General features: G+C 45.4%; 20 protein-coding genes and 1 pseudogene. 9 read left to right on the forward strand and 12 right to left on the reverse strand.

The window, feature by feature from the left end:
* Nucleotides 1–11 precede the first annotated feature (11 nt).
* The 3 genes from pilB to nadC form a co-directional block, all read right to left on the reverse strand.
* Nucleotides 12–1,697 carry a type IV-A pilus assembly ATPase PilB gene (gene pilB, locus F0232_RS14965; protein WP_105057581.1) on the reverse strand — a complete coding sequence of 562 codons (1,686 nt, stop codon included), beginning with the start codon at nucleotides 1,695–1,697 and terminating at the stop codon, nucleotides 12–14.
* A complete protein-coding gene (locus F0232_RS14970) occupies nucleotides 1,698–2,126 on the reverse strand; it encodes a pilin (RefSeq protein ID WP_105057580.1) in 429 nt (142 codons plus the stop codon).
* 254 nt (nucleotides 2,127–2,380) lie between these two features.
* Nucleotides 2,381–3,271 carry a carboxylating nicotinate-nucleotide diphosphorylase gene (nadC, locus tag F0232_RS14975; RefSeq protein WP_004738163.1) on the reverse strand — a complete coding sequence of 297 codons (891 nt, stop codon included), beginning with the start codon at nucleotides 3,269–3,271 and terminating at the stop codon, nucleotides 2,381–2,383.
* 83 nt (nucleotides 3,272–3,354) lie between these two features.
* On the opposite strand from nadC, the pseudogene ampD reads away from it, so the two are divergent.
* From ampD to lpdA, 5 genes and pseudogenes are all read left to right on the forward strand, one after another.
* Nucleotides 3,355–3,956: pseudogene (gene ampD / locus F0232_RS14980) on the forward strand (1,6-anhydro-N-acetylmuramyl-L-alanine amidase AmpD).
* A gap of 483 nt (nucleotides 3,957–4,439) precedes the next feature.
* Nucleotides 4,440–5,201: a pyruvate dehydrogenase complex transcriptional repressor PdhR gene (pdhR, locus tag F0232_RS14985; RefSeq protein WP_008222726.1), complete on the forward strand. Its 762-nt coding sequence runs from the start codon at nucleotides 4,440–4,442 to the stop codon at nucleotides 5,199–5,201.
* Nucleotides 5,202–5,263: 62 nt separating this feature from the next.
* Complete coding sequence (aceE, locus tag F0232_RS14990) at nucleotides 5,264–7,927, forward strand: pyruvate dehydrogenase (acetyl-transferring), homodimeric type (protein ID WP_061032475.1); 2,664 nt, start codon at nucleotides 5,264–5,266, stop codon at nucleotides 7,925–7,927.
* A gap of 30 nt (nucleotides 7,928–7,957) precedes the next feature.
* Complete coding sequence (gene aceF, locus F0232_RS14995; RefSeq protein WP_105057578.1) at nucleotides 7,958–9,898, forward strand: pyruvate dehydrogenase complex dihydrolipoyllysine-residue acetyltransferase; 1,941 nt, start codon at nucleotides 7,958–7,960, stop codon at nucleotides 9,896–9,898.
* 241 nt (nucleotides 9,899–10,139) lie between these two features.
* Complete coding sequence (gene lpdA, locus F0232_RS15000) at nucleotides 10,140–11,570, forward strand: dihydrolipoyl dehydrogenase (RefSeq protein ID WP_004738171.1); 1,431 nt, start codon at nucleotides 10,140–10,142, stop codon at nucleotides 11,568–11,570.
* A 240-nt stretch (nucleotides 11,571–11,810) separates the two neighbouring features.
* On the opposite strand, the gene F0232_RS15005 is transcribed toward lpdA, so the two are convergent.
* Nucleotides 11,811–12,416 carry a LuxR/HapR/OpaR family quorum-sensing transcriptional regulator gene (locus F0232_RS15005; protein WP_004738173.1) on the reverse strand — a complete coding sequence of 202 codons (606 nt, stop codon included), beginning with the start codon at nucleotides 12,414–12,416 and terminating at the stop codon, nucleotides 11,811–11,813.
* Nucleotides 12,417–12,752: 336 nt separating this feature from the next.
* Between F0232_RS15005 and hpt the strand changes: the two genes are divergently transcribed.
* Nucleotides 12,753–13,283: a hypoxanthine phosphoribosyltransferase gene (gene hpt, locus F0232_RS15010; RefSeq protein ID WP_061032638.1), complete on the forward strand. Its 531-nt coding sequence runs from the start codon at nucleotides 12,753–12,755 to the stop codon at nucleotides 13,281–13,283.
* Nucleotides 13,284–13,355: 72 nt separating this feature from the next.
* On the opposite strand, the gene can is transcribed toward hpt, so the two are convergent.
* The gene (gene can / locus F0232_RS15015; RefSeq protein WP_008222714.1) at nucleotides 13,356–14,024 is read right to left on the reverse strand and encodes a carbonate dehydratase; all 669 of its coding nucleotides are present in this window, start codon (nucleotides 14,022–14,024) and stop codon (nucleotides 13,356–13,358) included.
* 286 nt (nucleotides 14,025–14,310) lie between these two features.
* Here can and F0232_RS15020 point away from each other — a divergent pair, with 286 nt between their 5' ends.
* From F0232_RS15020 to F0232_RS15030, 3 genes are all read left to right on the forward strand, one after another.
* Nucleotides 14,311–15,942, forward strand: coding sequence for a SulP family inorganic anion transporter (locus F0232_RS15020; protein WP_171750861.1), 1,632 nt, complete (start codon nucleotides 14,311–14,313; stop codon nucleotides 15,940–15,942).
* 326 nt (nucleotides 15,943–16,268) lie between these two features.
* A complete protein-coding gene (locus tag F0232_RS15025; protein WP_105057577.1) occupies nucleotides 16,269–17,186 on the forward strand; it encodes an ABC transporter ATP-binding protein in 918 nt (305 codons plus the stop codon).
* 1 nt (nucleotide 17,187) lies between these two features.
* On the forward strand, nucleotides 17,188–17,958 hold the full coding sequence (locus tag F0232_RS15030; protein WP_004738182.1) for an ABC transporter permease: 771 nt from the start codon (nucleotides 17,188–17,190) through the stop codon (nucleotides 17,956–17,958).
* An 84-nt stretch (nucleotides 17,959–18,042) separates the two neighbouring features.
* Here F0232_RS15030 and panC read toward each other — a convergent pair whose 3' ends face one another.
* The 7 genes from panC to sfsA form a co-directional block, all read right to left on the reverse strand.
* Nucleotides 18,043–18,933 carry a pantoate--beta-alanine ligase gene (gene panC / locus F0232_RS15035; protein ID WP_102426163.1) on the reverse strand — a complete coding sequence of 297 codons (891 nt, stop codon included), beginning with the start codon at nucleotides 18,931–18,933 and terminating at the stop codon, nucleotides 18,043–18,045.
* A gap of 8 nt (nucleotides 18,934–18,941) precedes the next feature.
* Nucleotides 18,942–19,736, reverse strand: coding sequence for a 3-methyl-2-oxobutanoate hydroxymethyltransferase (gene panB / locus F0232_RS15040; protein ID WP_004738184.1), 795 nt, complete (start codon nucleotides 19,734–19,736; stop codon nucleotides 18,942–18,944).
* Between the two features lie 22 nt (nucleotides 19,737–19,758).
* Nucleotides 19,759–20,244: a 2-amino-4-hydroxy-6-hydroxymethyldihydropteridine diphosphokinase gene (gene folK / locus F0232_RS15045; protein WP_008222704.1), complete on the reverse strand. Its 486-nt coding sequence runs from the start codon at nucleotides 20,242–20,244 to the stop codon at nucleotides 19,759–19,761.
* Nucleotides 20,241–21,596, reverse strand: coding sequence for a polynucleotide adenylyltransferase PcnB (gene pcnB, locus F0232_RS15050; RefSeq protein ID WP_105057576.1), 1,356 nt, complete (start codon nucleotides 21,594–21,596; stop codon nucleotides 20,241–20,243). The genes folK and pcnB overlap by 4 nt, the downstream gene beginning before the upstream one ends.
* A gap of 183 nt (nucleotides 21,597–21,779) precedes the next feature.
* On the reverse strand, nucleotides 21,780–22,655 hold the full coding sequence (gene gluQRS, locus F0232_RS15055; protein ID WP_061032481.1) for a tRNA glutamyl-Q(34) synthetase GluQRS: 876 nt from the start codon (nucleotides 22,653–22,655) through the stop codon (nucleotides 21,780–21,782).
* Between the two features lie 191 nt (nucleotides 22,656–22,846).
* On the reverse strand, nucleotides 22,847–23,293 hold the full coding sequence (dksA, locus tag F0232_RS15060; RefSeq protein ID WP_004738189.1) for an RNA polymerase-binding protein DksA: 447 nt from the start codon (nucleotides 23,291–23,293) through the stop codon (nucleotides 22,847–22,849).
* Nucleotides 23,294–23,428: 135 nt separating this feature from the next.
* Nucleotides 23,429–24,154: a DNA/RNA nuclease SfsA gene (sfsA, locus tag F0232_RS15065; RefSeq protein WP_105057575.1), complete on the reverse strand. Its 726-nt coding sequence runs from the start codon at nucleotides 24,152–24,154 to the stop codon at nucleotides 23,429–23,431.
* Between the last annotated feature and the right edge of the window lie 54 nt (nucleotides 24,155–24,208).

Genomic DNA, 24,208 nt, shown 5'->3' on the forward strand with positions numbered 1-24,208 from the left:
GCTCCAATGGATTATAAATATAGAACACGTTGCAGCTCTTGATAGCTTGTGGTGCCTTCAAGTAGCTTATCTAATCCTGACTCTTGCAGTGTGCGCATCCCTTCTCGGCGAGCGAGGTCTTCAACCTCCAGCGCATTCGGTTTGCTGATAAGGCTATTTTTGAGTTTGTCGGTGAATGGCATCACTTCATAAATTCCGACACGCCCAGAATAGCCTTGATTGCACTCGTTACACCCTTGTGGGTTAGCCTTATAAATGGTTTTGCTGCTAGGTATTGAGTGACGCAGGAAGATGTCTGGTGAGTCGTCAATGACTTTGCATTGGTTGCACAAGCGTCTTGCCAGTCGTTGGGCAATGATCAAGCTCAATGATGAGGCTAAGTTAAAGGGCTCAATCCCCATATGAGCGAGTCGGGTAACGGTTTCTGCCGCAGAGTTGGTATGGAGCGTTGAAAGCACTAAGTGACCAGTTTGCGATGCTTTGATGGCGATCTCTGCGGTTTCTAAATCACGAATCTCACCTACCATCACCACATCTGGATCTTGTCTTAAAAACGAGCGCAGGGCTTCAGCAAACCCGAAGCCGATCTTCGGCATCACTTGCACTTGATTGATACCACACAGGTTGATCTCTACCGGATCTTCTGCGGTGGAGATATTGCGCTCTGTGGTATTCAGTACACGAAGGCCAGTATAAAGGGAGACGGTTTTCCCGCTGCCTGTTGGCCCGGTCATTAAGATCATGCCTTGCGGGCGTTTCAGGGCATTGAGATAAAGTGCTTTTTGATCTTCACTGTAGCCAAGTTTGTCGATATCGAGGTTGGCTGCGCTGCTATCAAGTAGCCTCAGTACAATTTTCTCGCCCCACAAGGTAGGCAATGTTGAGACGCGCATATCAATCGCAAGCTCATCATTCAGGCGCAACTTGATGCGTCCATCTTGAGGTAAACGACGCTCGGCAATATCAAGCTTGGCGAGAATTTTTAAACGGGCGGATAAACGACGGCTTAAGTGAGAAGCGGGTTGTTGGATTTCAACCAATATACCGTCACAACGTAGGCGCACACGGTAGTGCTCTTCGTAAGGTTCAAAATGGATATCTGATGCGCCTTTACGTACCGCATCGACCAGTATCTGATTGATAAATCGGCTAACTGGAGAGTCGTCTTGACTAAGGTCTTCAATCGATGCGAACTCGTCGTCAGACACTTCAACTAGGTTAGCCAGTTCATCTTGGGTGATCTCTTTGCGTTTGGAGTCTTGCCCGGAAATCGAGCGGCCGTACAACTTGCGTATTGCACCTTCGAGTTCAGAGTAATTGGCGACTGCCAGTTCTATCTGCAACCCGGTTGCAAAACGAAAATCATCTTCCGCTTGTAAGTCAGTCGGATCGGCGGAAGCAAGTGTGAGCGTCGAGTTAGAGACTGAAATCGGGATAGCTCGATATTTAGTGATCAGTTCACGTAGCCCTAGTTGATCACATAAGGCTTCATAATCGGTGTTGCTCAATTGAACTAACGGCAAGCCAAAGATGGCTTGTATATTGTTTGCTAGGGAGTCACCTGTGAAGAGATCAAGAACGAGTAAAGCTTCAGGAGTTGAAATGCCTGAAGCTTGTACATGTTCCGCCACGGCTTGTTCTTGAGTCAGGCTAAGTAAATCAGCCTGACGGAGAACGGTTGGGAGGTTGGTGAGCACTTATGAGCAGCCTTTAGGCTTTAAGCTGCCATCGACATCTGATGTACATGACCATGCTCCATCAGATGTTCGGACTAAATTTACTTTACTAGATATAACGCCAGGACTAACACCTGTAGCATTAAATTCGAATTGGATACTACCAGCTGCACTAGTTGTGTTTTGGTAGGAAATAACACCTAGTGGAGAGGCTGGGACAGGCAATGCAGCTGAAGTTGTAGGAAAAGTACCATTCTCTAAAACGTATGTTTCGACATTGGTTCTATGGCCAGTGATAGACGCGAGTGCGGATGCAGCTTCACTCTTTGCTATGTAGTTTTGATATTGAGGGACAGCAATTGCCGACAACACACCAATAATCGCCACCACAATCATCAATTCAATCAGCGTGAAACCTTTCTGATTTGTTCTTTTGTTCTTGTTATTCATTCTTCTCATTCCATTATTTAGTTTGTTTTAGTGCAAGCACAAGATGGTAGAGAGAATAGAAGTCGAGGTGGGGAAGTGGAATGGTGTTCAGGTGCGGTCGCGAGTGGTTTTGAATTTATTGAATAGCTGTTGCATATAGCACGCAAATTTATGCGATCAACTTAAATAACGGTTTGAAATACTGATAATTAAGGCAATAAAAAAGGCACTGTCATCAGCAGTGCCTTTATAGAAACTATTTACTATTCAGTAAATTACGCTTTGAACCTCATTGATAGGTCCATTGCTTTTAGGTGCTTGGTCAATGCGCCTACCGAGATGTAATCAACACCCGTTTCAGCGAACTCAGCGATAGTATCTAGTGTCACGTTACCAGAGTTTTCTAGTGCAGCACGACCAGCGTTGATCTTCACAGCTTCACGCATCATGTCAGTGGTGAAGTTGTCTAGCATGATGATGTCTGCGCCCGCGTTGATAGCTTGCTCTAGCTCCTCTAGGCTCTCAGTTTCAACTTCAACAGGCTTACCTGGGTTAAGCTCTTTTGCTGTTGAGATAGCTTTTTCAATACCGCCACATGCGATGATGTGGTTTTCTTTGATTAGGTAGGCATCGAAAACACCGATACGGTGGTTGAAACCGCCACCACAAGCCACAGCGTATTTTAGTGCACTACGTAGGCCTGGGATGGTTTTACGAGTATCTAACAGGCGGCACTCTGTGTGTTTGATTTTGTCAGCATAGATGGCGGTTGCGGTCGCACAACCAGATAGCGTTTGAATGAAGTTCATTGCGTTACGCTCACCCGTTAATAGTGCGCGCGCTGGGCCGGTTAGGGTGCAAAGCGTTTGGTTTGGTTCAACCTTATCGCCATCTTCTACGTTCCACTCGATAGTCACTTCACCGCCTAGCTGCTTAAACACCTCATCAGCCCATGCTTTACCACAGAATACGCCGTGCTCACGAGTGATGATGGTTGCGCTGTTGATAGCGTCAGCTGGGATTAGACTTGCCGTAATATCAGCCGCTGGATCTAACGTACCGCCAAGGTCTTCTTTGATTGTTTCTGCGACTGCACGAGTGATCTCGAGAGGCAGTTGTTCTTTTAAGTAGTCAAGGCGTTGGTGGCTGTTATGTGTGTTTTTCATCGCAAATCTAATCTTGAAAGGGAGTGGGAATGGAATGATACTCTTGCTTAACTTCAAATTAAAGAGGCTAGCGTGACTGCTCCATGGGCAAGGTCACAATCTACTGTGCTAGCAAAAAAAAGAAAGCGAGACCAAGATGACGATCTGCTCCAAAGGATGGTACGAAAACGCTCGGCATGTTCCGTCCCCGTATTTTGATACTCGGCCAAGTGTCGGTGATATCTCTCTGCTGGTGGTCCACAATATTAGCCTGCCACCGGGGCAATTTGGCGGACCTTATATCGAGCAGTTCTTCACGGGCCAGCTCGATCCAGCGGAGCACCCGTTTTTCAAAGTGATTCATCAAATGGGGGTATCTGCGCACTGCTTGATTCGCCGTGATGGTGAAGTAGTACAGTTCGTTTCTTTTCTGGACAGGGCTTGGCATGCCGGCCAATCGAGCTTTGCCGGTCGTGAAAGGTGTAATGATTACTCTATTGGTATTGAATTAGAGGGCAGTGACTTTATTGCTTATACAGAGCAGCAATATCAAGCCTTGACTGAGCTAACGGAAACACTGGTCTCAAGTTTTCCTCAGATCACAAATGAACGTATCACTGGCCATCAATATATAGCACCTTTACGCAAAACAGACCCTGGGTTGGTCTTCGACTGGACAAAATTTAAAGGCAAATTGCGCTTCTAATCCCTAATCCTATTTATGGCTCTGCCAATTGCAGAGCCTTGCTTAATCAACGCTTAGCATAACCACTTGTGATTTTTTGTTGTTGCAATGTAAAGAAAGTGGTTCGTTGATGGGTATCAATAAATCGAGAGTGTGACGAGCTTATCAAACACTCAGATATTAAAGCTTATGAACAGAAATTTCCCCTCAAATGTGCGCTTGGTTCGATTTTTGACCGACTTGGACTAATCTTTCTGAAACAATTCATTTTTATCCTGAAACTTTCTAGCACGAGTACTCCCCAAAAGTATTACCGCTGTAAATGGTAAGACCAATTTGGTTGCTGTTTTAAATTTCATTTGTTAAATCGTGGTTAATTCACACTGCGTTCTATGATGCAGGTCAATTTTACGCTGGACAGTGGCGTTTTAATTATGTTAATTTCTGCCCAACTTAAAATTGGTATTACCAATTGTCAGCGAAGAAAAAGAAGAACAACAAACTATGGCTTATCAAAGGATTCGTCAGCCAAAACTCTCCGATGTTATCGAACAAGAGTTAGAAAGGTTGATTGTGGAAGGAACACTGGCTCCAGGGCAGCAGCTGCCGCCCGAGCGCGAACTGGCGAAACAGTTCGATGTGTCTCGTCCTTCAATCCGAGAAGCGATACAACGTTTAGAAGCAAAACGCTTGCTTACTCGCCGTCAAGGTGGAGGTACGTTTGTTAGCGAAAATATCTGGAAAAGCTTTTCAGATCCTTTGCTTAATTTGTTGTCATCCCATTCTGAAACCCAACTAGACTTGTTGGAATCGCGTCATGCGATGGAAGGGATTTCGGCTTACTTCGCGGCATTGCGTGGAACCGATGAAGACTTTGCTCGTATTCAAGCCTGCCAAGAAAAAATTCACGGCGCGCAAGAGAAGGGTGATATTGAAGCCGAATCTGCAGCGGTGATGGCTTTTCTTATTGCTTTAACAGAGGCAGCGCACAATGTGGTGTTATTGCACATTGTTCGTAGTTTGGCTCCGTTACTCGAACAAAACGTCTTAGAAAATTTAAAGCTGTTGCATCGTCGTAAAGACGTTGTGGAGAAAGTGAGTATACATCGAGCTAATATCGTAGATGCGATCGTTTCTGGCCAGCCTGAGAAGGCGCGTGAAATGTCACACTCTCATTTAGCTTATATCGAAGAAACATTGCTGGATTTGACGAAGGAAGAGTCGCGCCGCGAACGTTCTCTACGTCGAATTCAACAGGGTAAATAGCCGTAATACTTCGGCTTTTTACGTGTTTAGTAGAATCCAACTAACAAAAAGGATAGATCGCCATGTCTGACATGAAGCATGACGTTGATGCTCTGGAAACTCAAGATTGGTTAGAAGCTCTTGAGTCAGTAGTACGTGAAGAAGGTGTAGAACGTGCACAGTTTTTACTAGAACAAGTTCTAGATAAAGCGCGTTTAGATGGCGTTGATATGGCTACAGGTATCAACACAAACTACATCAACACAATTCCAGCAGCGCAAGAGCCAGCTTACCCTGGTGACGTAACTCTTGAGCGTCGTATTCGTTCGATTATTCGCTGGAACGCAATCATGATCGTATTGCGTGCTTCTAAGAAAGACCTAGACCTAGGTGGTCACATGGCTTCTTACCAGTCAGCAGCAGCGTTCTACGAAGTTTGTTTCAACCACTTCTTCCGTGCTCCAAACGAGACGGACGGTGGCGATCTAGTTTACTACCAAGGTCACATTTCTCCTGGTATCTACTCTCGTGCATTCGTTGAAGGTCGTCTAACTGAAGAGCAGCTAGATAACTTCCGTCAAGAAGTTGATGGTAAAGGTATCCCTTCTTACCCGCACCCTAAACTAATGCCTGAATTCTGGCAGTTCCCTACGGTATCTATGGGTCTAGGTCCGATCTCTGCGATCTACCAAGCTCGTTTCCTTAAGTACCTAGAAGGCCGTGGTCTTAAAGATACTTCTGCTCAACGTGTATACGCGTTCCTAGGCGACGGTGAGATGGATGAGCCAGAGTCACGTGGTGCTATCTCTTTCGCTGCGCGTGAGAAACTAGACAACCTATGTTTCCTAATCAACTGTAACCTACAGCGTCTAGACGGCCCTGTAATGGGTAACGGTAGCATCATCCAAGAACTTGAAGGCCTATTCAAAGGTGCAGGTTGGAACGTTGTTAAAGTTATCTGGGGTAGCAACTGGGATTCTCTACTAGCTAAAGACACTACTGGTAAGCTTCTTCAACTAATGAACGAAACTATCGATGGTGACTACCAGACATTCAAATCTAAAGATGGCGCATACGTACGTGAGCACTTCTTTGGTAAGTACCCAGAAACAGCTGCACTAGTTGCAGACATGACTGACGACCAAATCTTCGAACTGAAGCGTGGTGGTCACGACTCTTCTAAACTGTTCGCTGCATTCAACAATGCAAAAGAGACAGGTGGCAAGCCAACAGTAATCCTAGCTAAGACAGTTAAAGGTTACGGCATGGGTGAAGCTGCAGAAGGTAAGAACATCGCACACGGTGTTAAGAAGATGGACATGACTCACGTACAATACCTACGTGACCGTCTAGGCCTACAAGACATCCTTTCTGATGAGAAAGTGTCTGAGCTTCCTTACCTGAAACTGGAAGAAGGTTCTGCTGAATACGAATACCTACATGCTCGTCGTAAAGCGCTACAAGGTTACACGCCAGCACGTCTGCCAAAATTCACTCAAGAATTCAAAGTACCAGAGCTAGAAGAGTTTGCTCCTCTATTAGGTGCACAGAAGCGTGAAATTTCAACGACTATGGCTTACGTACGTACGCTAAACATCCTACTGAAAGACAAGAACATCGGTAAGAACATCGTTCCTATCATCTGTGATGAAGCTCGTACATTCGGTATGGAAGGTCTATTCCGTCAGGTTGGTATCTACAACCCACACGGTCAAGAATACACACCTGAAGATAAAGGCATCGTTTCTTACTACAAAGAAGCGACATCTGGCCAAGTTCTTCAAGAAGGTATCAACGAGCTAGGTTCTATGGCTTCATGGGTTGCAGCGGCAACTTCATACAGCACGAACGACCTACCAATGATCCCGTTCTACATCTACTACTCTATGTTCGGTTTCCAACGTATTGGTGACATGGCATGGCTAGCAGGTGACCAACAAGCTCGCGGCTTCCTACTAGGTGCTACAGCTGGTCGTACAACACTGAACGGTGAAGGTCTACAGCACGAAGATGGTCACTCGCACATCCAAGCGAACACTATCCCGAACTGTATCTCTTACGACCCAACATTCGCTTACGAGCTAGCAGTAATCATGCAAGACGGTATCCGTCGCATGTACGGCCCTGAGCAAGAGAACGTTTACTACTACCTAACAGTAATGAACGAGAACTACGCGATGCCAGCAATGCCAGAAGGCGCTGAAGAAGGTATCCGTAAGGGTATCTACAAGCTTGAATCTCACGCTGGTGCTAAGGGCAAAGTTCAACTAATGAGCTCTGGTACTATCATGAACGAAGCGCGTAAAGCTGCTGAAATTCTAAGCGAAGAGTACGGCGTAGCATCTGACGTATTCTCTGTAACGTCGTTCAACGAACTAACTCGTGACGGCCAAGCGGTAGAGCGTGACAACATGCTTCACCCAGAAGCTGAAGAGAAAGTACCGTACATCACAACTGTACTTGGTAAAGAACCTGCAATCGCAGTGACTGACTACATGAAGAACTACGCTGAGCAAGTACGTGCTTACATGCCAAGCGAGTCATACAAAGTACTTGGTACTGATGGTTTCGGCCGCTCTGACAGCCGTGCAAACCTACGTCGTCACTTCGAAGTTAACGCTGGCTACATCGTAGTTGCAGCTCTAACTGAACTGGCTAAACGTGGTGATATCGAGAAATCTGTAGTAGTTGAAGCAATTGCTAAATTCGATATCGACACTGAAAAAACAAACCCACAATACGCTTAATACAGCGCTTAACTAGAAGGTAAATAAGCAATGGCAATCGAAATTAATGTACCTGACATCGGTGCGGATGAGGTTGAAGTTACTGAGATTCTTGTAAGCGTTGGCGACAAGGTTGAAGAAGAACAGTCTCTGATCACTGTTGAAGGCGACAAAGCTTCTATGGAAGTTCCAGCGTCTCAAGCAGGTATCGTTAAAGAAATCAAAGTAGCTGAAGGCGATTCAGTTTCTACTGGTTCTCTAATCATGATTTTCGAAGCTGAGGCGGCCGGCGCTCCGGGTGCAGCTGAAGCTGCACCTGCTCCAGCAGCAGAGGCAGCTCCAGTAGCTGCTCCAGCAGCAGAGGCAGCTCCAGTAGCGGCTCCTGCAGCGGCAGCAGCGGCAGAGCTTAAAGAAGTTCACGTTCCAGATATCGGTGGCGACGAAGTAGAAGTTACTGAAATCATGGTTGCTATCGGTGATTCAGTAGAAGAAGAGCAATCTCTTCTAACTGTTGAAGGTGACAAGGCTTCAATGGAAGTTCCTGCACCATTCGCTGGTACAGTTAAAGAAATCAAGATCGCTTCTGGTGACTCAGTTTCTACTGGTTCTCTAGTAATGGTATTCGAGGTTGCTGGTTCAGCACCTGCAGCAGCTCCTGCTCCAGTGGCGGCAGCACCAGTTGCAGCGGCTCCAGCAGCATCAGCTGAAAAAGAAGTAAACGTTCCAGACATCGGCGGTGACGAAGTTGAAGTTACTGAAGTAATGGTAGCGGTTGGCGATACAGTAGAAGAAGAGCAATCTCTAATTACTGTTGAAGGCGACAAAGCTTCAATGGAAGTTCCTGCACCATTCGCTGGTACAGTTAAAGAGATCAAGATTGCAGCTGGCGACAAAGTGTCAACTGGCTCTCTAATCATGACTTTCGTAGTTGAAGGCGCAGCTCCAGCTCCTGTTGCAGCACCTGCACAAGCAGCAGCTCCAGCGGCGGCACCTGCACCTAAAGCTGAAGTTCCAGCGGCAGCAGCTCCTGCAGCTGCAGACGACTTCCAAGAAAACGGTGAGTACGCACACGCGTCTCCAGTTGTTCGTCGTCTAGCTCGTGAGTTCGGTGTAAACCTAGCGAAAGTTAAAGGTACTGGTCGTAAGAGCCGTGTACTTAAAGAAGACGTTCAGTCTTACGTTAAAGATGCACTTAAGCGTCTAGAGTCTGGTGCTGCGGCATCTGGCAAAGGCGGTGACGGCTCTGCTCTTGGTCTACTACCATGGCCAAAAGTTGACTTCAGCAAGTTCGGCGAAACTGAAGTTCAGAAGCTTTCTAAGATCAAGAAGATCTCTGGTGCAAACCTACACCGTAACTGGGTAATGATCCCTCACGTTACACAGTGGGATAACGCAGACATCACTGAGCTAGAAGCATTCCGTAAAGAGCAGAACGCAATCGAAGCTAAGAAAGACACTGGCATGAAGATCACTCCTCTTGTGTTCATCATGAAAGCTGTTGCTAAAGCACTAGAAGCGTTCCCAGCGTTTAACTCTTCTCTTTCTGAAGATGGCGAAAGCATCATTCTTAAGAAGTACGTAAACGTAGGTATCGCGGTAGATACTCCAAACGGTCTAGTTGTTCCTGTATTCAAAGACGTGAACAAGAAAGGCATTTACGAGCTATCTGAAGAGCTAATGGCTGTGTCTAAGAAAGCACGTGCTGGTAAGCTAACTGCAGCTGACATGCAAGGCGGTTGTTTCACAATCTCTAGCCTTGGTGGCATCGGCGGTACTGCATTTACGCCAATCGTAAATGCTCCAGAAGTAGGTATCCTAGGTGTATCTAAGTCTGAAATTAAGCCAGTTTGGAATGGTAAAGAGTTCCAGCCACGTCTTCAGCTTCCACTATCTCTATCATACGACCACCGTGTGATCGATGGTGCTGAAGGTGCACGCTTCATTACTTTCCTAAACAGCGCACTATCTGACATCCGTCGTCTAGTACTGTAATTGAGAAAGTAATTATTAAGGTGGCTTTCGGGTCACCTTAATTCTTTATATAAAGACTATTTTTAGAGAACAGTTCCCGCTTTTCTCATAAAGCGAAAGGGAAGTGTTGTCTAGCTCACAGGCTAACTTAAAGCTACTTTCACACTGTTAACATCTCTGTAAAATGTTGGCTGTTTGAAAGCCCAATAATTTTAAGAACATCTACTCAGCCTGTTAGGGATAATGACTACAAGAGGTCACAATGAGCAAAGAAATTAAAGCCCAAGTTGTTGTACTTGGTTCAGGTCCTGCTGGTTACTCAGCTGCATTCCGTTGTGCGGATTTAGGTCTAGAAACAGTACTAGTTGAACGTTACAGCACTCTTGGTGGTGTATGTCTAAACGTTGGTTGTATTCCATCGAAAGCACTTCTTCACGTTTCTAAAGTAATCGAAGAAGCGAAAGCGATGGCAGAGCACGGCGTTGTATTCGGCGAGCCACAAACGGACATCAGCAAGATCCGTATCTGGAAAGAAAAAGTAGTAGACCAACTAACTGGCGGTCTTGGCGGTATGGCTAAGATGCGTAACGTAACAGTTGTTAACGGTTTCGGTAAGTTCACTGGTCCTAACAGCATCCTAGTTGAAGGCGAAGGCGAAGCAACAACAGTTAACTTCGATAACGCAATCATCGCTGCGGGTTCTCGCCCAATCAAACTTCCTTTCATTCCACATGAAGACCCACGTATTTGGGATTCTACGGATGCACTTGAGCTGAAAGAAGTTCCTGAAAAACTGCTTATCATGGGCGGTGGTATCATCGGTCTTGAAATGGGTACGGTTTACCACTCTCTAGGTTCTAAAGTAGACGTAGTTGAGATGTTCGACCAAGTTATCCCTGCTGCGGATAAAGACATCGTTAAAGTCTTCACTAAGCGTATCAAGAACAAGTTCAAGCTAATGCTTGAGACTAAAGTAACTGCAGTTGAAGCGAAAGAAGACGGTATTTACGTTTCAATGGAAGGCAAGAAAGCACCAGCTGAAGCTGAGCGCTACGATGCTGTTCTTGTTGCTATCGGTCGTGTTCCAAACGGTGCACTTATCGATGCTGAAAAAGCAGGTATCGAAGTTGACGAGCGTGGCTTCATCAACGTTGATAAGCAAATGCGTACAAACGTTCCTCACATCCACGCGATCGGTGACGTTGTTGGTCAACCAATGCTTGCTCACAAAGGTGTGCATGAAGGTCACGTAGCTGCTGAAGTTATCTCTGGTAAGAAGCACTACTTCGACCCTAAAGTAATCCCATCAATTGCGTACACTGAGCCAGAAGTTGCTTGGGTAGGTAAGACTGAGAAAGAAGCGAAAGCGGAAGGCCTAAACTACGAAGTGGCGACTTTCCCTTGGGCTGCTTCTGGTCGTGCAATCGCTTCTGACTGTGCAGATGGTATGACTAAGATGATCTTCGATAAAGATACTCATCGCGTAATCGGTGGTGCTGTTGTTGGTACTAACGGTGGTGAGCTTCTTGGTGAAATCGGCCTAGCAATCGAAATGGGTTGTGATGCAGAAGATATCGCTCTTACTATCCACGCTCACCCAACTCTACACGAGTCTGTTGGTCTTGCTGCGGAAGTATTCGAAGGTTCAATCACTGACCTTCCAAATAAGAAAGCAGTGAAAAAGAAGAAGTAATTCTCCTTTAGCCACTCGCTAATGTTTTTAAAAACCGCTGATTCGTCAGCGGTTTTTTTATGTCTGAGGTAAAGAGCAGTAACGTTTCACTTCGAGATGCGAGTACGCTGCGCTCCGAGATACGAAAAGCGACTACATCAAAACAAAAAGGGTTGACCCACTAGGTCAACCCTTCACAATTTATCTCGAATCTCGAATCTCGAATCTCGAATCTCGAATCTCGAATCTCGAATCTCGAATCTACTTATAGATACACAACATGTTCAAGTAGCTGTCAGTTAAAGTCGACAACTCTTCATTGGTATCGACACGTTTCGCTTGGATAAATAGCGAGTAGCAGATGCCGTGGAACAGATTCGCAAGATGCTTAGGATCGTGATCATCACACACTTCGCCGCGCTCAATCGCTTTACTAAACATGTTTTGTACCAACATTTGGTTAGTGCGGTTTGTCGTTACGAACAGTGGCCATACTTCATCACGCGTCGATGCGCTCCATTCGAACCATACGTTCAACCAGTGGCTGTCTTGAGCGACTAGTGTCACCATTTCAGTCGCAATATTATGTAGGTTTTGTTTTGCGTGAATATCTAGATCGATATTGTCTGAAAGGAAGTTTGAGAATTGACGGACAACATGATTAAGCACTTCATCAACCAGATCTTCACGAGTAGGGAAGTAGTTAAATACTGTTGCTACTGATACCTGAGCGATATCTGCAATGTCAGCGTGACCACCACGGCCAATGCCGCGACGAGAGAATACTTCAAGCGCGATTTCCATCAGCTGAAGTTTTCTTTTTAAAGGTGAAAGCCTAGTTCTAGGTCTCTTAGAGATTGAGTCCATTTTATTTTCCTTGCCAACGATTTTTTTATATTAATGATTTTATTATTATTTAAGCCAAGATGAGTGTAATGGTGCATATGCGAATGGTCAATCCTTTGAGCTTATTTAATAGACAGTTACATCAAACTTGATACATAAAGCGTGATCCACATTGATGTGAAAGGAGGCGACTATCAGACAAAGCACAAGTGCACATTTCATTGATAATCTGACAGTAAATTGGAACCATAAGGTGGTGTGGGTATTTGAGCAGTGCTAGACTTACGCACAAATTGAGCGGCACCAATGGCAAAACTGTCTACACTTGTCGCAATCACCAAACAAAATGAGAGCAGTATGAAGCATACAGTTGAAGTCATGATCTCTGAGCAAGAAGTTCAGGATCGAGTAAACGAACTAGGCAAACAGATCACGGAACACTACCAAGGCAGTGAAGATCTGGTTTTAGTTGGCTTATTACGTGGATCGTTTGTCTTTATGGCGGATCTTGCTCGTGCTATTGATTTAACTCACCAAGTTGATTTCATGACCGCGTCTAGCTACGGCAACAGCATGGAAAGCTCACGTGATGTTCGTATTTTGAAAGACCTAGATGACGACATCCAAGGTAAAGACGTTCTGCTTGTAGAAGATATTATCGATACTGGTAACACACTGACTAAGGTAAAAGAGATCCTGAGCTTACGTGGTCCTAAATCTATCGAGATCTGTACGCTACTAGACAAGCCTTCACGACGTGAAGTTGAAGTGGACACTAAGTGGATTGGTTTCGAAATCCCAGATGAGTTCGTTGTTGGTGTTGGTATCGACTACGCTCAAAAATACCGTCACCTGCCATACATTGGCAAAGTTGTACCGCAAGAGTAATCATTACGCTTGCCGACAGAATATATTAAAAAGCCCGCTTGATGCGGGCTTTTTGTATTTTGATTGAGATAATTAGCCTTGTTGGCTAAGAAGAGGCGTCGTTAAGATTTTATTGATAGCTTCTAAGTGGCTGTTCTCTAAAGTATCGTTACTAGAGCAGCGCACGCCAAGGTCTTGCAATTTGCCATCGCCAATACCATACACCACACCGTGGATCTCGACCTCTTGACCACGTTCCCATGCACTTTGCATAATGGTTGAGTTACCTAGGTTGTAAACCTGCTCTGCGACGTTAATCTCACAAAGCTTGTCACCCCACTGTTCACGTGGAAGCGCTTCGATCTCTTTACGGTATTTTAGGTAGTTATCGCGAATGTGAAGTAACCAGTTGTTGATAAGGCCAAGTTTCGGGTTATCAATTGCCGCATTAACACCGCCACAACCGTAGTGACCACAGACAATAATGTGTTTCACTTTAAGCACATCTACTGCGTACTGAACGACAGATAGACAGTTTAGGTCTGTATGAACCACTTGGTTGGCCACGTTTCGGTGAACAAACAGTTCTCCAGAATATAAGCCAGTAAGGCGCTCGGCTGGAACTCGGCTATCTGAACAACCTATCCATAGAAAACCAGGGCTTTGACCCTCTTCAAGCGTTGTAAAATACTCAGGTCTTTCAGAGCGAATTTCTTCGGACCATTTGGAATTGTTCTCAAAAAGCTGTTTTATTTCTGGCATCTTGCTTCTTACATCCCTCAATTAAGATGCTTAACTATACACAATGTTACAAATTCAATCTCGTAAAAACTGCGTCAAAATGTACTCATCTGACGTGTTCTAGTACGGAAAATCATAAACTTAGCCCACTATCAATAATCCGGTTATAAGACATGAACAATGTGATTGAATTAACACTTTCTGAACACTTGATACATTTGTTAAAGTGATAAGGTTTGTCATTTCATCATCAGGAAGGTGTGTTTTGTTTGGAAGTCGTTTTACGGATATCAATCTCAAAGGGGATATGTTTGGCGGTGTAACTACAGCCATCATCTCGTTACCTTTAGCATTGGCATTTGGTGTTGCTTCTGGCGCGGGAGCTGAAGCTGGCTTGTGGGGCGCCATTATGGTTGGCCTATTTGCAGCATTGTTTGGCGGTTCGAGTAGTTTGATTTCTGAACCTACCGGCCCGATGACGGTGATCATGACTGCCGTAATGACGAGTATGGTTGCGAAGTATCCTGAAACGGGTATGGCAATGACCTTTACTGTTGTGATGATGGCCGGTGCATTCCAGATATTACTTGGCACGTTAAAGCTAGGAAAATACGTCACTTTGATGCCATATAGCGTGATTTCCGGATTCATGTCGGGAATTGGCGTTATTCTGATTATCTTGCAGCTGTCTCCATTGTTAGGACATGCCGCTCCATCCGGTGGTGTAATGGGCACGCTCTCTGCTTTGCCTGATACGCTAGCAAACTTAAAAGTGAGTGAGCTATTTCTAGGTGCACTGACACTCGGTATTCTGTTTGGCTTCCCAGCTAAGTACCGTAAGTATGTGCCTGCGCAACTGGTCGCGTTGGTAGCCGTCACTCTTTTGTCCGTTATTTTCTTCGATACCGATTCTATTCGCCGTATTGGTGAAATCCCAGCAGGTCTGCCTTCTCTCGTTATCCCTACTATTAGCGCTGAGCAATTCACAACTATGGTTATTGATGCTTTAGTGCTTGGTACTTTAGGTTGTATTGATACGCTTTTGACCGCTGTTATTGGAGACTCATTGACTCGTAAAGAGCATGACTCAGATAAAGAACTGCGTGGCCAAGGCATCGCAAATATGCTTTCCGGCTTGTTTGGTGCATTGCCAGGTGCGGGTGCTACCATGGGCACTGTAACCAATATTCAGGTGGGAGCGCGCTCTCCACTGTCCGGTGTGATTCGAGCATTAGTATTGGCGTTAGTGGTTTTGGTCGCTGGTGGATTAACAGAACCTATCCCTATGGCTGTGCTGGCGGGTATTGCGATGTATGTAGGCTTCAACATTCTCGATTGGAGTTTCATTCAGCGTGCGCACAAGGTCAGTTATGCGGGCATGGGCGTCATGTATGGTGTAATGCTGCTAACCGTATTTGTTGACTTGATCATCGCGGTTGGATTGGGTGTATTTATCTCGAACATTTTGATTATTGAAAGATTGAGCCGTGAGCAAGCCAGACAAGTTAAGGCGATCAGTGATGGTGATGATGAAGACGATATCCCATTGACCGACAGCGAACGTCAGTTACTGGATAATGCCAACGGCAAGGTTTTGTTCTTCTATCTATCAGGGCCGATGATCTTCAGTGTCTCAAAGGCGATTTCACGTCAGCACTCAAGTATTACTGATTATGAAGCAATGATTTTAGACCTAACCGATGTACCTATGATTGATGTTACGGTTGGTCTTGCGCTAGAGAATGCAATCAAAGATGCGCTAGACGCTCAATGTGAGGTGTACTTGTTGTGTCCGAATGAGAACACTCGTCAACAGTTGGAGAAGTTCCACGTAATTGATTTAGTACCGGAATCGAACACATATCGCTTCAGATATGAAGCCTTGACGGCCGCAACAAGCTACGTTGAGAGAGACGAGCACCAATTTGAATCGGTTTAATACTCTTACTAATTCACTGTGCCTGAACAATAGTTATCAATATTGGTCATGATTGTCTAATAACGGAAAGTACCGCTAAGTTAATGTCTTAGCGGTATTTTTTTGTCTGTGATATTCGATATAGGGCTTTATGTAGCCTTAGTTCTTTTAAGTTTTATAACGAAACCGTTAATCGATATTTGTATTCATCGTCATTCAACGATAAACTTGTTTGCAAAATGGCCGCGTACATTATCTTGAGCTAGTTCAACTGGTTCATTTCAGGTTTCGTTCTCTTCATCCTGTCCGGCTAACCACACTATTTATAGCAAATGGCAATCATCTCTATGTATGCATTAGAAATTGAGCAATTAAGAAAAACTTATGCTGGTGGCTTCGAGGCACTTAAAGGCATCAGTTTACAGGTAGCAAAAGGTGACTTTTACGCGCTACTTGGTCCAAATGGTGCGGGTAAGTCCACCACCATTGGCGTTATCTCTTCGTTAGTAAATAAAACCTCTGGCAAGGTTAAGGTATTCGGCTACGACATTGATACCGATCTTGAGCTGGCAAAGCAGAACCTAGGCTTAGTTCCTCAAGAGTTTAACTTCAACCCGTTTGAAACGGTTGAGCAGATCGTTTTGCAGCAAGCGGGTTACTACGGTGTGCCTAAGTCTCTGGCAAAAGAGCGAGCGAAAAAATACCTATCTCAACTCGATTTGTGGGAAAAACGCGGCGAACGTGCACGTAACTTGTCTGGTGGTATGAAGCGTCGTTTGATGATTGCTCGTGCATTGATGCATGAGCCACAGCTGCTGATTCTTGATGAGCCAACTGCAGGTGTCGATATTGAACTGCGCCGCTCGATGTGGGAATTCCTCAAAGAGATCAACGAGAAGCAGGGCATTACCATTATCTTGACCACGCACTACCTAGAAGAAGCGGAAATGTTGTGTCGCAACATCGGCATCATTAATCGTGGTGAGTTGATTGAGAACACCACCATGAAAGCGCTACTGGGTAAGTTGAGCGCCGAGACCTTTATTTTAGATCTTGAAGAGGGCGCGACTGAACCTAAGCTAGAAGGCGTGAACAACCAAGTCTTGGTGAATGGTTCTTTAGAGATCGAAATTGATAAGAACCTAGGTTTGAACACCATCTTTGCTCAGTTGAGTAAGCAGAATGTGAAAGTCCTCTCGATGCGTAACAAAGCTAACCGTCTAGAAGAACTGTTTGTAAGTATCGTGCGTGAGGGGAGTAAATAATATGTACAGCCTATATTGGACCGCTTTTCGCAGCTTGCTGACCAAAGAGATCAACCGTTTTACTCGTATTTGGGTGCAAACGTTGGTTCCACCTGCGATTACTATGACGCTCTATTTCATCATCTTCGGTAACCTGATTGGTGCGCGAATCGGTGAAATGAATGGCTTTAGTTACATGGAGTACATAGTGCCGGGTCTGATCATGATGTCGGTAATTACTAACTCGTACTCGAATGTGGCTTCATCGTTCTTTAGTGCTAAATTCCAAAAGAACATTGAAGAACTGCTGGTTGCCCCTGTACCAAACTACGTGATCATTGCTGGTTTCGTGATGGGTGGTGTGGTGCGCGGCCTATTGGTCGGTACTATCGTGACCTTTGTTTCTCTGTTCTTCGTTGACCTTCAGGTTGATCACTGGGGCGTGATTATTGCGACCGTTTTCCTAACATCGGTGGTATTTGCGTTAGGTGGCCTTATCAACGCGGTATTTGCACGTACGTTTGATGATATTTCAATTATCCCAACCTTCATTCTGACGCCGCTTACTTATCTTGGTGGTGTGTTCTACTCGATTAGCCTGCTGCCTGAGTTTTGGCAGGGTGTGTCGAAGTTGAATCCGATTGTCTACATGGTGAATGCGTTTAGATATGGCTTCTTGGGTGTGTCTGATGTGGGTATTGTGACGTCGTTTGGCGTACTAGGTGTGTTTATCGTTGTACTGTATGGCATTGCACATTACCTAGTGACTAAGGGCATCGGTTTACGCAGCTAACTCCGGCGCCCCTGAATTGCAGGTAAAGAAAAAGGTCGATACTACATCGACCTTTTTTGTCTCTTTTATTTGAGAGTCAGCACGCTACTCAGCGGTTTCTTCTTTCACTTCTTCTTTGGTTTCCGCTACCAAGTCGAGAACTTGGTTGTCGATAAGACGCGTCTTACCTAAGAAAGCCGACATAAGAATCACAGCTTGAGTCGATTCTGAAGTGATGGCTTGCAGAGTTTTAGCATCACAAATGAAAATTTCATCTGGTTGCAGATCTGCTGCGCGAAGCTGGTCTGTCGCATCTTCAATCACTGATGCGTAGTCATCACGTCCACCACGAATTGCGCTGCTGATCCAACGCATAGTGCGCGCTAGAACCGGGGCACGTTGGCGCTCATCAATAGTCAGATTGCTATTGCGAGAGCTCATTGCTAAACCGTCCATTTCACGAACCGTTGCAACGCCTACAATTTCAATGTCTAACGCTAAGTCAGTTGTCATTTGGCGAATGACAGCAAGTTGCTGGAAGTCTTTCTCGCCGAAGCATGCAAAATCTGGCTGAACGATGTTAAACAGCTTAGTGACAATCGTCGCTACGCCACGGAAATGACCTGGACGAGACGCACCTTCCAACATGTGAGATAACCCTGGTACTTCAACAAACGTCTGTTTGTCTAGGCCATCTGGGTACATCACTTCTGGTGTCGGTGTAAATACCAGTTCAACGCCTTCGCCCGTTAGTTTGCTTAGATCCGCTTCTAACGTGCGAGGGTAGTTGTTCAGGTCATCGGCACGATCAAACTGCATCGGGTTAACAAAGATGCTTACCACGACGATGTCTGCTAGTTCACGAGCCTTCTTTACTAGAGTAAGGTGGCCTTCATGCAGGTTTCCCATCGTCGGAACAAAAGCAACCGTACGTCCATCACGCTTAAACTGTTTAATCTGCTCACGAAGAGCCGCTATTTCAGCAAAAGTTTGCATACTTACTCCTAAGCGATTGTATGAGCATCATCAGGGAAGCGTGCGCTCTCTACTTCTTCTTTGTATAGAGCTACTGCTTTGCGCATGTCACCTGTTTCTGCTAGGAAATTCTTAGAGAACTTCGGCATGTAGTTCGCAGAAATACCGAACATGTCATGCATAACCAAGATCTGACCATCGGTAACATTACCTGCACCGATACCAATAACTGGTACGTGACAAGCTTCTGTAATTCGTTTTGCCAATGAAGCAGGTACACATTCAAGTAGAACGATTTGAGCACCTGCGTTTTGTAGCGCTAGTGCGTCAGCAACCATTTTATCCGCTTGGTCGTCATCGCGACCTTGAACCTTGTAACCACCAAAGATGTTCACAGATTGCGGCGTTAAGCCTAAGTGTGCACATACTGGTACTGCGCGTTCTGTTAGCATCTTCACAGTATCAACCAACCAGCTTCCGCCTTCGATTTTTACCATGTTCGCGCCAGCACGCATCAAGGTAGCTGCGCTCTCACAAGCTTGCTCTGGAGTCGCGTAGCTCATGAAAGGCATGTCAGCCATAAGAAGACAGTTCGGGCTACCAGCACGCACAGAGCGAGTGTGGTAGGCGATGTCTTCAACACTTACTGGTAATGTGTCGTTATGGCCTTGTAGAACCATACCCAGTGAATCACCGACAAGCAGAACAGGCATCTCTTGGCTTTCGAATAACTGAGCAAAGCTCGCATCGTAAGCTGTTGACGTCGCGAATTTACGGCCTTCACGTTTACACTTGATCAGGTCGTTAATGGTTACTTTTTTCATTGGTTTTCCTTAATGCGCCTGGCTATTGCTGCCAAACATTGAGCCCGTTTTTATCTACAATTTTCAGTAGTTCTGTCAGCTCAGTCCCATCAGGGAGTTGTAAACTTGGTGCGATTTCAGCAAGCGGGTAGAGTACAAACTCTCGTTCTTTCATTCCGTAATGAGGAACGGTTAAGCGCTCTGAATCGATCACCTCATTGCCGTACAGCACGATGTCGAGATCCAAGGTTCTTGGTCCCCAGCGTTCGTCTTTACGGACACGCCCTTGCTCTAACTCGATTTTTTGAGTGCAATCAAGCAGTTCAATAGGCGTTAATTCGGTTTTAATCGCGACTACCGCATTGATGTAGTCCGGTTGATTTTGCGGTCCCATTGGAGTGCTACTATATAGCTGAGAGGTCGCAATAAACGTTGATCGCGGTAGGCTTTTTAGTGTTTCGATAGCCAAATTTGCTTGGCTAACTGGGTCGGCAAGGTTGCTGCCGACCGCAATATAAGCAGTTATCATTCGGCTTGCTTACTCTTTTTGTTTCGGTAAGTCTTACGGCGACGATGACCTGACTTTGATGGCGCCGCTACGTCGTTAGCCATTGCTTGACGCATATTGCGACCAGCTGTCTGATAGCGCTCCCACCATTTAGCTAACTCTTTTGTCTCGCCACCTTCAATCTCGCCACGCATCTCTAAGAAGTCGTAGCCAGCGCGGAACTTGTTGAGCTCCATTAGGCGAACGGCACGCTTACCGTTACGGCGAGGTAATCGCAGTTGCAGTTGCCAAACTTCGCGAATGGTTGCTGTGTGGCGACGAGGAATAGCAATGGATTTTACTTGCTGATCCAGAATGATGTTACTCGCTTCCATGATCGCATCGTAGTGTGCCATGCCTTGTTCAGAGACAAGCTTGTCTGCCAGTTTGTTCATTGGGTACCAAAGAATCGCGGCAAACATGAACGCTGGGTTTACTCGCTTACCATCTTCGATACGAAGGTCGGTAGAGTCGAGCACCAAATCAAGCATCTGTTCAGTCGGTGAGTTGTAATCTTCAGTGAAGTACTCAGCTACTGCTGGGAACATTTGCTGGAATAGGTTGTATTCACGCATCAGGTGGTAGGTCTCTAAACCGTAGCCTGATTGAAGCAGTTTTAGAGATTCTTCGTAAAGACGTGCTGCTGGGATGTCTTTTAGAAGGTGCGCCAAACCTTCAATTGGGTCGGCGGTGTCCTCTTCAATGTCAAAGTCCAGCTTCGCTGAGAAACGCATTGCACGCAGCATACGTACAGGGTCTTCACGGTAGCGTGTCTCTGGATCGCCAATTAGGCGGATCAGCTTGTCTTCTAAATCTTCTACACCACCTGCGTAATCGTGGATGCTGTAGTCTGCAATGTTGTAGTACATCGCATTGATCGTGAAATCGCGACGCTCTGCATCTTCATCAACACTGCCGTACACGTTGTCGCGTAATAGCATGCCTTCTTTCGATTGTGCAGATACGTTTTTAGATGGCTCTTGATGGTGACCTCGGAAAGTTGCCACCTCAATGATGTCACGACCAAACATGATGTGTGCCAAGCGGAAACGACGGCCGATTAGGCGGCAGTTTCGGAAAAGGTTCTTGATCTGCTCTGGCGTAGCGTTGGTCGCAATATCGAAATCTTTTGGTTGAGAGCCAAGTAAGATATCACGAACACCACCACCGACTAAAAATGCGTCAAAACCCGCACCATTCAGGCGATATAGTACTTTTAGTGCGTTATCGCTGATCTGCTTACGTGAAATATTGTGCTCTTGGCGAGTATAAATATTCAGTGCTAGTTCGTGGAATCCGCGTTGTTCGCTTGGGGTATTGTCGTTTGTATTCATTAGTTTAGAACAAAGTAGGTATCGCCAACTTTGTTTTTCTCTTAGTCCAAAGTGGTAGTGCAGAGTTTAATTGCGGCTAATAATAGCTTAGCGCGAGCCATTTGAGAACATCGTCTGCTTAACCACAGTGGTTGGTTATGGCATTTTTGTGTTTCGTTTTTACTATTTGCCGTTAGTTTTGAGCTAATTGCAGTGTTGTTTTTGTAAACTATCAGGTAATTGAGCAACGTTCCATTGCTGGCAGCCCCATGCCAATATCTCATCGATTGAAGCCTCACAAACAGCTTTAGGAACCTCAAAGCCTAAGAACTGCATGGCATTGAGCAGTGTTGGTTTAGGGTTATCGAGGTCAATAGCGGTAGCGTGGTTTTGCTTTGATAGTTTATTGCCAGACGCATCGGTCGCTAACGGCAAGTGCAAGTAGCTCACTGTGTTTTGTTTCAGTGTCTTATAAAGACTGATTTGGCGGCCGGTAGGTTCGATGAGATCCGCGCCTCTCACCACCTCAGTTACGCCTTGCTTGATATCATCAAGTACCACAGCCAAGTTATAAGCAAATAAGCCATCGCGGCGTTTGATGATGAAATCTTCTTCTGCCAGTGCCTTAGGGATTTGAATGGTGCCATGACGGACATCGTCGAATGACTCGACAGGGAAATCCATACATAAGCGCACGGCTTGCTCGCCAGTATCCGTTAATCCTGCCTGTCGACAATGGCCATTATAGAAACCACCCAAGGCTTTTATCTGTTTGCGCGTGCATTGGCAGTAGTAGGCTTGGTTGTCAGCCACCCATTGATCAATTTGCGCTTGGTATAGGTCGTGACGTTGGCTCTGATAAACGACTTTACCATCCCAAAATAGGTGGTATGCCTCAAGCGTCTTAAGAATTAGGTCTGCAGCGCCAGCCATCTCTCTTGGCGGATCCAGGTCTTCCATACGGACTAACCATTGCCCCTGATGAGATTTTGCCTGGAAGTAGCTGCCAAGAGCGGCAACCAGTGAGCCAAAATGAAGAGGACCTGACGGTGATGGTGCAAAGCGCCCGATATAATTCATATGTGAACAACCTAATCTAGAGGATACCGCAGTAGCCGATTCTTAAGACGTTTAATGTGGTTTAATGCATGCAGTGAGTACTGTTGTTGCTTAGCACTCGTTTTAACACTGCTCATTGCTATCTAAGGTATCTCGCTTGGGCAGCAAACAAAAAAGGGAGCCAAAGCTCCCTTTCTTTACATCCGCAAGCATTAACCTTGCATCTGTTTCTCTTTGATCTCTGCAAGTGTTTTACAGTCAATACAAAGGTCAGCAGTTGGGCGAGCTTCAAGGCGACGAATGCCAATCTCGATACCGCAAGAATCACAGAAGCCGAAATCATCTTCTTCGATCTTGTCTAGTGTCTTCTCAATTTTCTTGATTAGACGACGCTCACGGTCACGGTTACGTAGCTCTAGGCTGAATTCTTCTTCTTGAGAAGCACGGTCAACTGGGTCTGGGAAATTCGCTGCTTCGTCCTGCATGTGGTGCACAGTACGATCAACTTCTTCCCTGAGCTGGTTGCGCCAAGCTGCTAAAATTTTTGTAAAATGTTCCGTTTGCTCAGGTGACATGTATTCTTCACCTGGCTTTTCTTGGTACGGTTCAACACCTGCGATGGCTAGGATGCCTAGCGCTTTTTTCTTAGATTCTGGCATACAGCATCTCCTATTTACACCTAGTCAACTGCAAAGCAGCTAATTTTAAGGCGGGTATCTATAGCAGAAAGAACGAATGGTGGCAAATACTCTTATTCAAACTTGCAATCAATGTGATTTGTTCAACATCTTTGTTCAGTTATTGATAAATTCAACAGATTGTTTTAGTTGTATTTGAGTACTGCTGAGCTCTGCTTTGTAGCAAAGCACTTCAACTCCAGCGTCTTGTGCTTGTTTTAGTAATAACGAATATTTGGCGTCTATATGGTGTGCCGCAGACACTTTTTCAATACCTGAATGTAAAACAGTGAATAAAAGTACGGCTCTATTTCCAGATTCGACCATTTCTGTGAGTTCACGCAGATGTTTTTGGCCTCTGGTTGTCACCGCATCAGGGAAAAATCCTTGCCCCTCAGTTGAGGTCTCTTGTTCATCGAGTAAGGTGACGCTTTTTACTTCGATATAGCAAGGCGGCTTCTCGTTATCTTCAAGCAGAATGTCAATTCGACTATTCTCGCTACCATACTTCACTTCGGTTCGTAACGCGTTATAACCTAAGAGTTCAACTATAGTCTTATTTTCAATTGCTTCCACTGCCAGCTGGTTTGCTCGCGCAGTATTTACACAAATCCGGTGACCTTTGTCCGTTTCTGAGATCTCCCAGCTGTTTGGGTACTTTCTTTTTGCATTATCGGAGGTTGAATACCACACAGTGTTACCCGGAGTCGCGCATCCTGTCATCGCTCCAGTGTTGGCACAGTGAATAGTTCGCTCGCTGCCGTCGGGAAGTTTGATGTCAGTGAGGAAACGTTTGTAGCGTTTGATAAGAGTCGCTGACTCTAATGGTGGATTGAACTGCATATTACTTATTTAGACGGGTAGGTTTTTATGTACAATATTGCCAACATTACACCA

It is taken from the genome of Vibrio sp. T3Y01 (assembly GCF_013114525.1).
In the GTDB taxonomy this organism is placed as follows: domain Bacteria; phylum Pseudomonadota; class Gammaproteobacteria; order Enterobacterales; family Vibrionaceae; genus Vibrio; species Vibrio chagasii_B.

Coding starts and splice junctions, on each gene's coding strand:
- sfsA (WP_105057575.1), bottom strand. CDS start 24,154: ATGCAGTTCAATCCACCATTAGAGTCAGCGACTCTTATCAAACGCTAC.
- pcnB (WP_105057576.1), bottom strand. CDS start 21,596: ATGAATACAAACGACAATACCCCAAGCGAACAACGCGGATTCCACGAA.
- dksA (WP_004738189.1), bottom strand. CDS start 23,293: ATGCCAGAATCTAAGAAAAAAGCGCTAGGCATCCTAGCCATCGCAGGT.
- F0232_RS15020 (WP_171750861.1), top strand. CDS start 14,311: ATGTTTGGCGGTGTAACTACAGCCATCATCTCGTTACCTTTAGCATTG.
- F0232_RS15030 (WP_004738182.1), top strand. CDS start 17,188: ATGTACAGCCTATATTGGACCGCTTTTCGCAGCTTGCTGACCAAAGAG.
- panC (WP_102426163.1), bottom strand. CDS start 18,933: ATGCAAACTTTTGCTGAAATAGCGGCTCTTCGTGAGCAGATTAAACAG.
- F0232_RS14970 (WP_105057580.1), bottom strand. CDS start 2,126: ATGAATAACAAGAACAAAAGAACAAATCAGAAAGGTTTCACGCTGATT.
- gluQRS (WP_061032481.1), bottom strand. CDS start 22,655: ATGAATTATATCGGGCGCTTTGCACCATCACCGTCAGGTCCTCTTCAT.
- F0232_RS15025 (WP_105057577.1), top strand. CDS start 16,269: ATGTATGCATTAGAAATTGAGCAATTAAGAAAAACTTATGCTGGTGGC.
- panB (WP_004738184.1), bottom strand. CDS start 19,736: ATGAAAAAAGTAACCATTAACGACCTGATCAAGTGTAAACGTGAAGGC.
- lpdA (WP_004738171.1), top strand. CDS start 10,140: ATGAGCAAAGAAATTAAAGCCCAAGTTGTTGTACTTGGTTCAGGTCCT.
- can (WP_008222714.1), bottom strand. CDS start 14,024: ATGCCAGAAATAAAACAGCTTTTTGAGAACAATTCCAAATGGTCCGAA.
- F0232_RS15005 (WP_004738173.1), bottom strand. CDS start 12,416: ATGGACTCAATCTCTAAGAGACCTAGAACTAGGCTTTCACCTTTAAAA.
- aceE (WP_061032475.1), top strand. CDS start 5,264: ATGTCTGACATGAAGCATGACGTTGATGCTCTGGAAACTCAAGATTGG.
- hpt (WP_061032638.1), top strand. CDS start 12,753: ATGAAGCATACAGTTGAAGTCATGATCTCTGAGCAAGAAGTTCAGGAT.
- aceF (WP_105057578.1), top strand. CDS start 7,958: ATGGCAATCGAAATTAATGTACCTGACATCGGTGCGGATGAGGTTGAA.
- nadC (WP_004738163.1), bottom strand. CDS start 3,271: ATGAAAAACACACATAACAGCCACCAACGCCTTGACTACTTAAAAGAA.
- folK (WP_008222704.1), bottom strand. CDS start 20,244: ATGATAACTGCTTATATTGCGGTCGGCAGCAACCTTGCCGACCCAGTT.
- pdhR (WP_008222726.1), top strand. CDS start 4,440: ATGGCTTATCAAAGGATTCGTCAGCCAAAACTCTCCGATGTTATCGAA.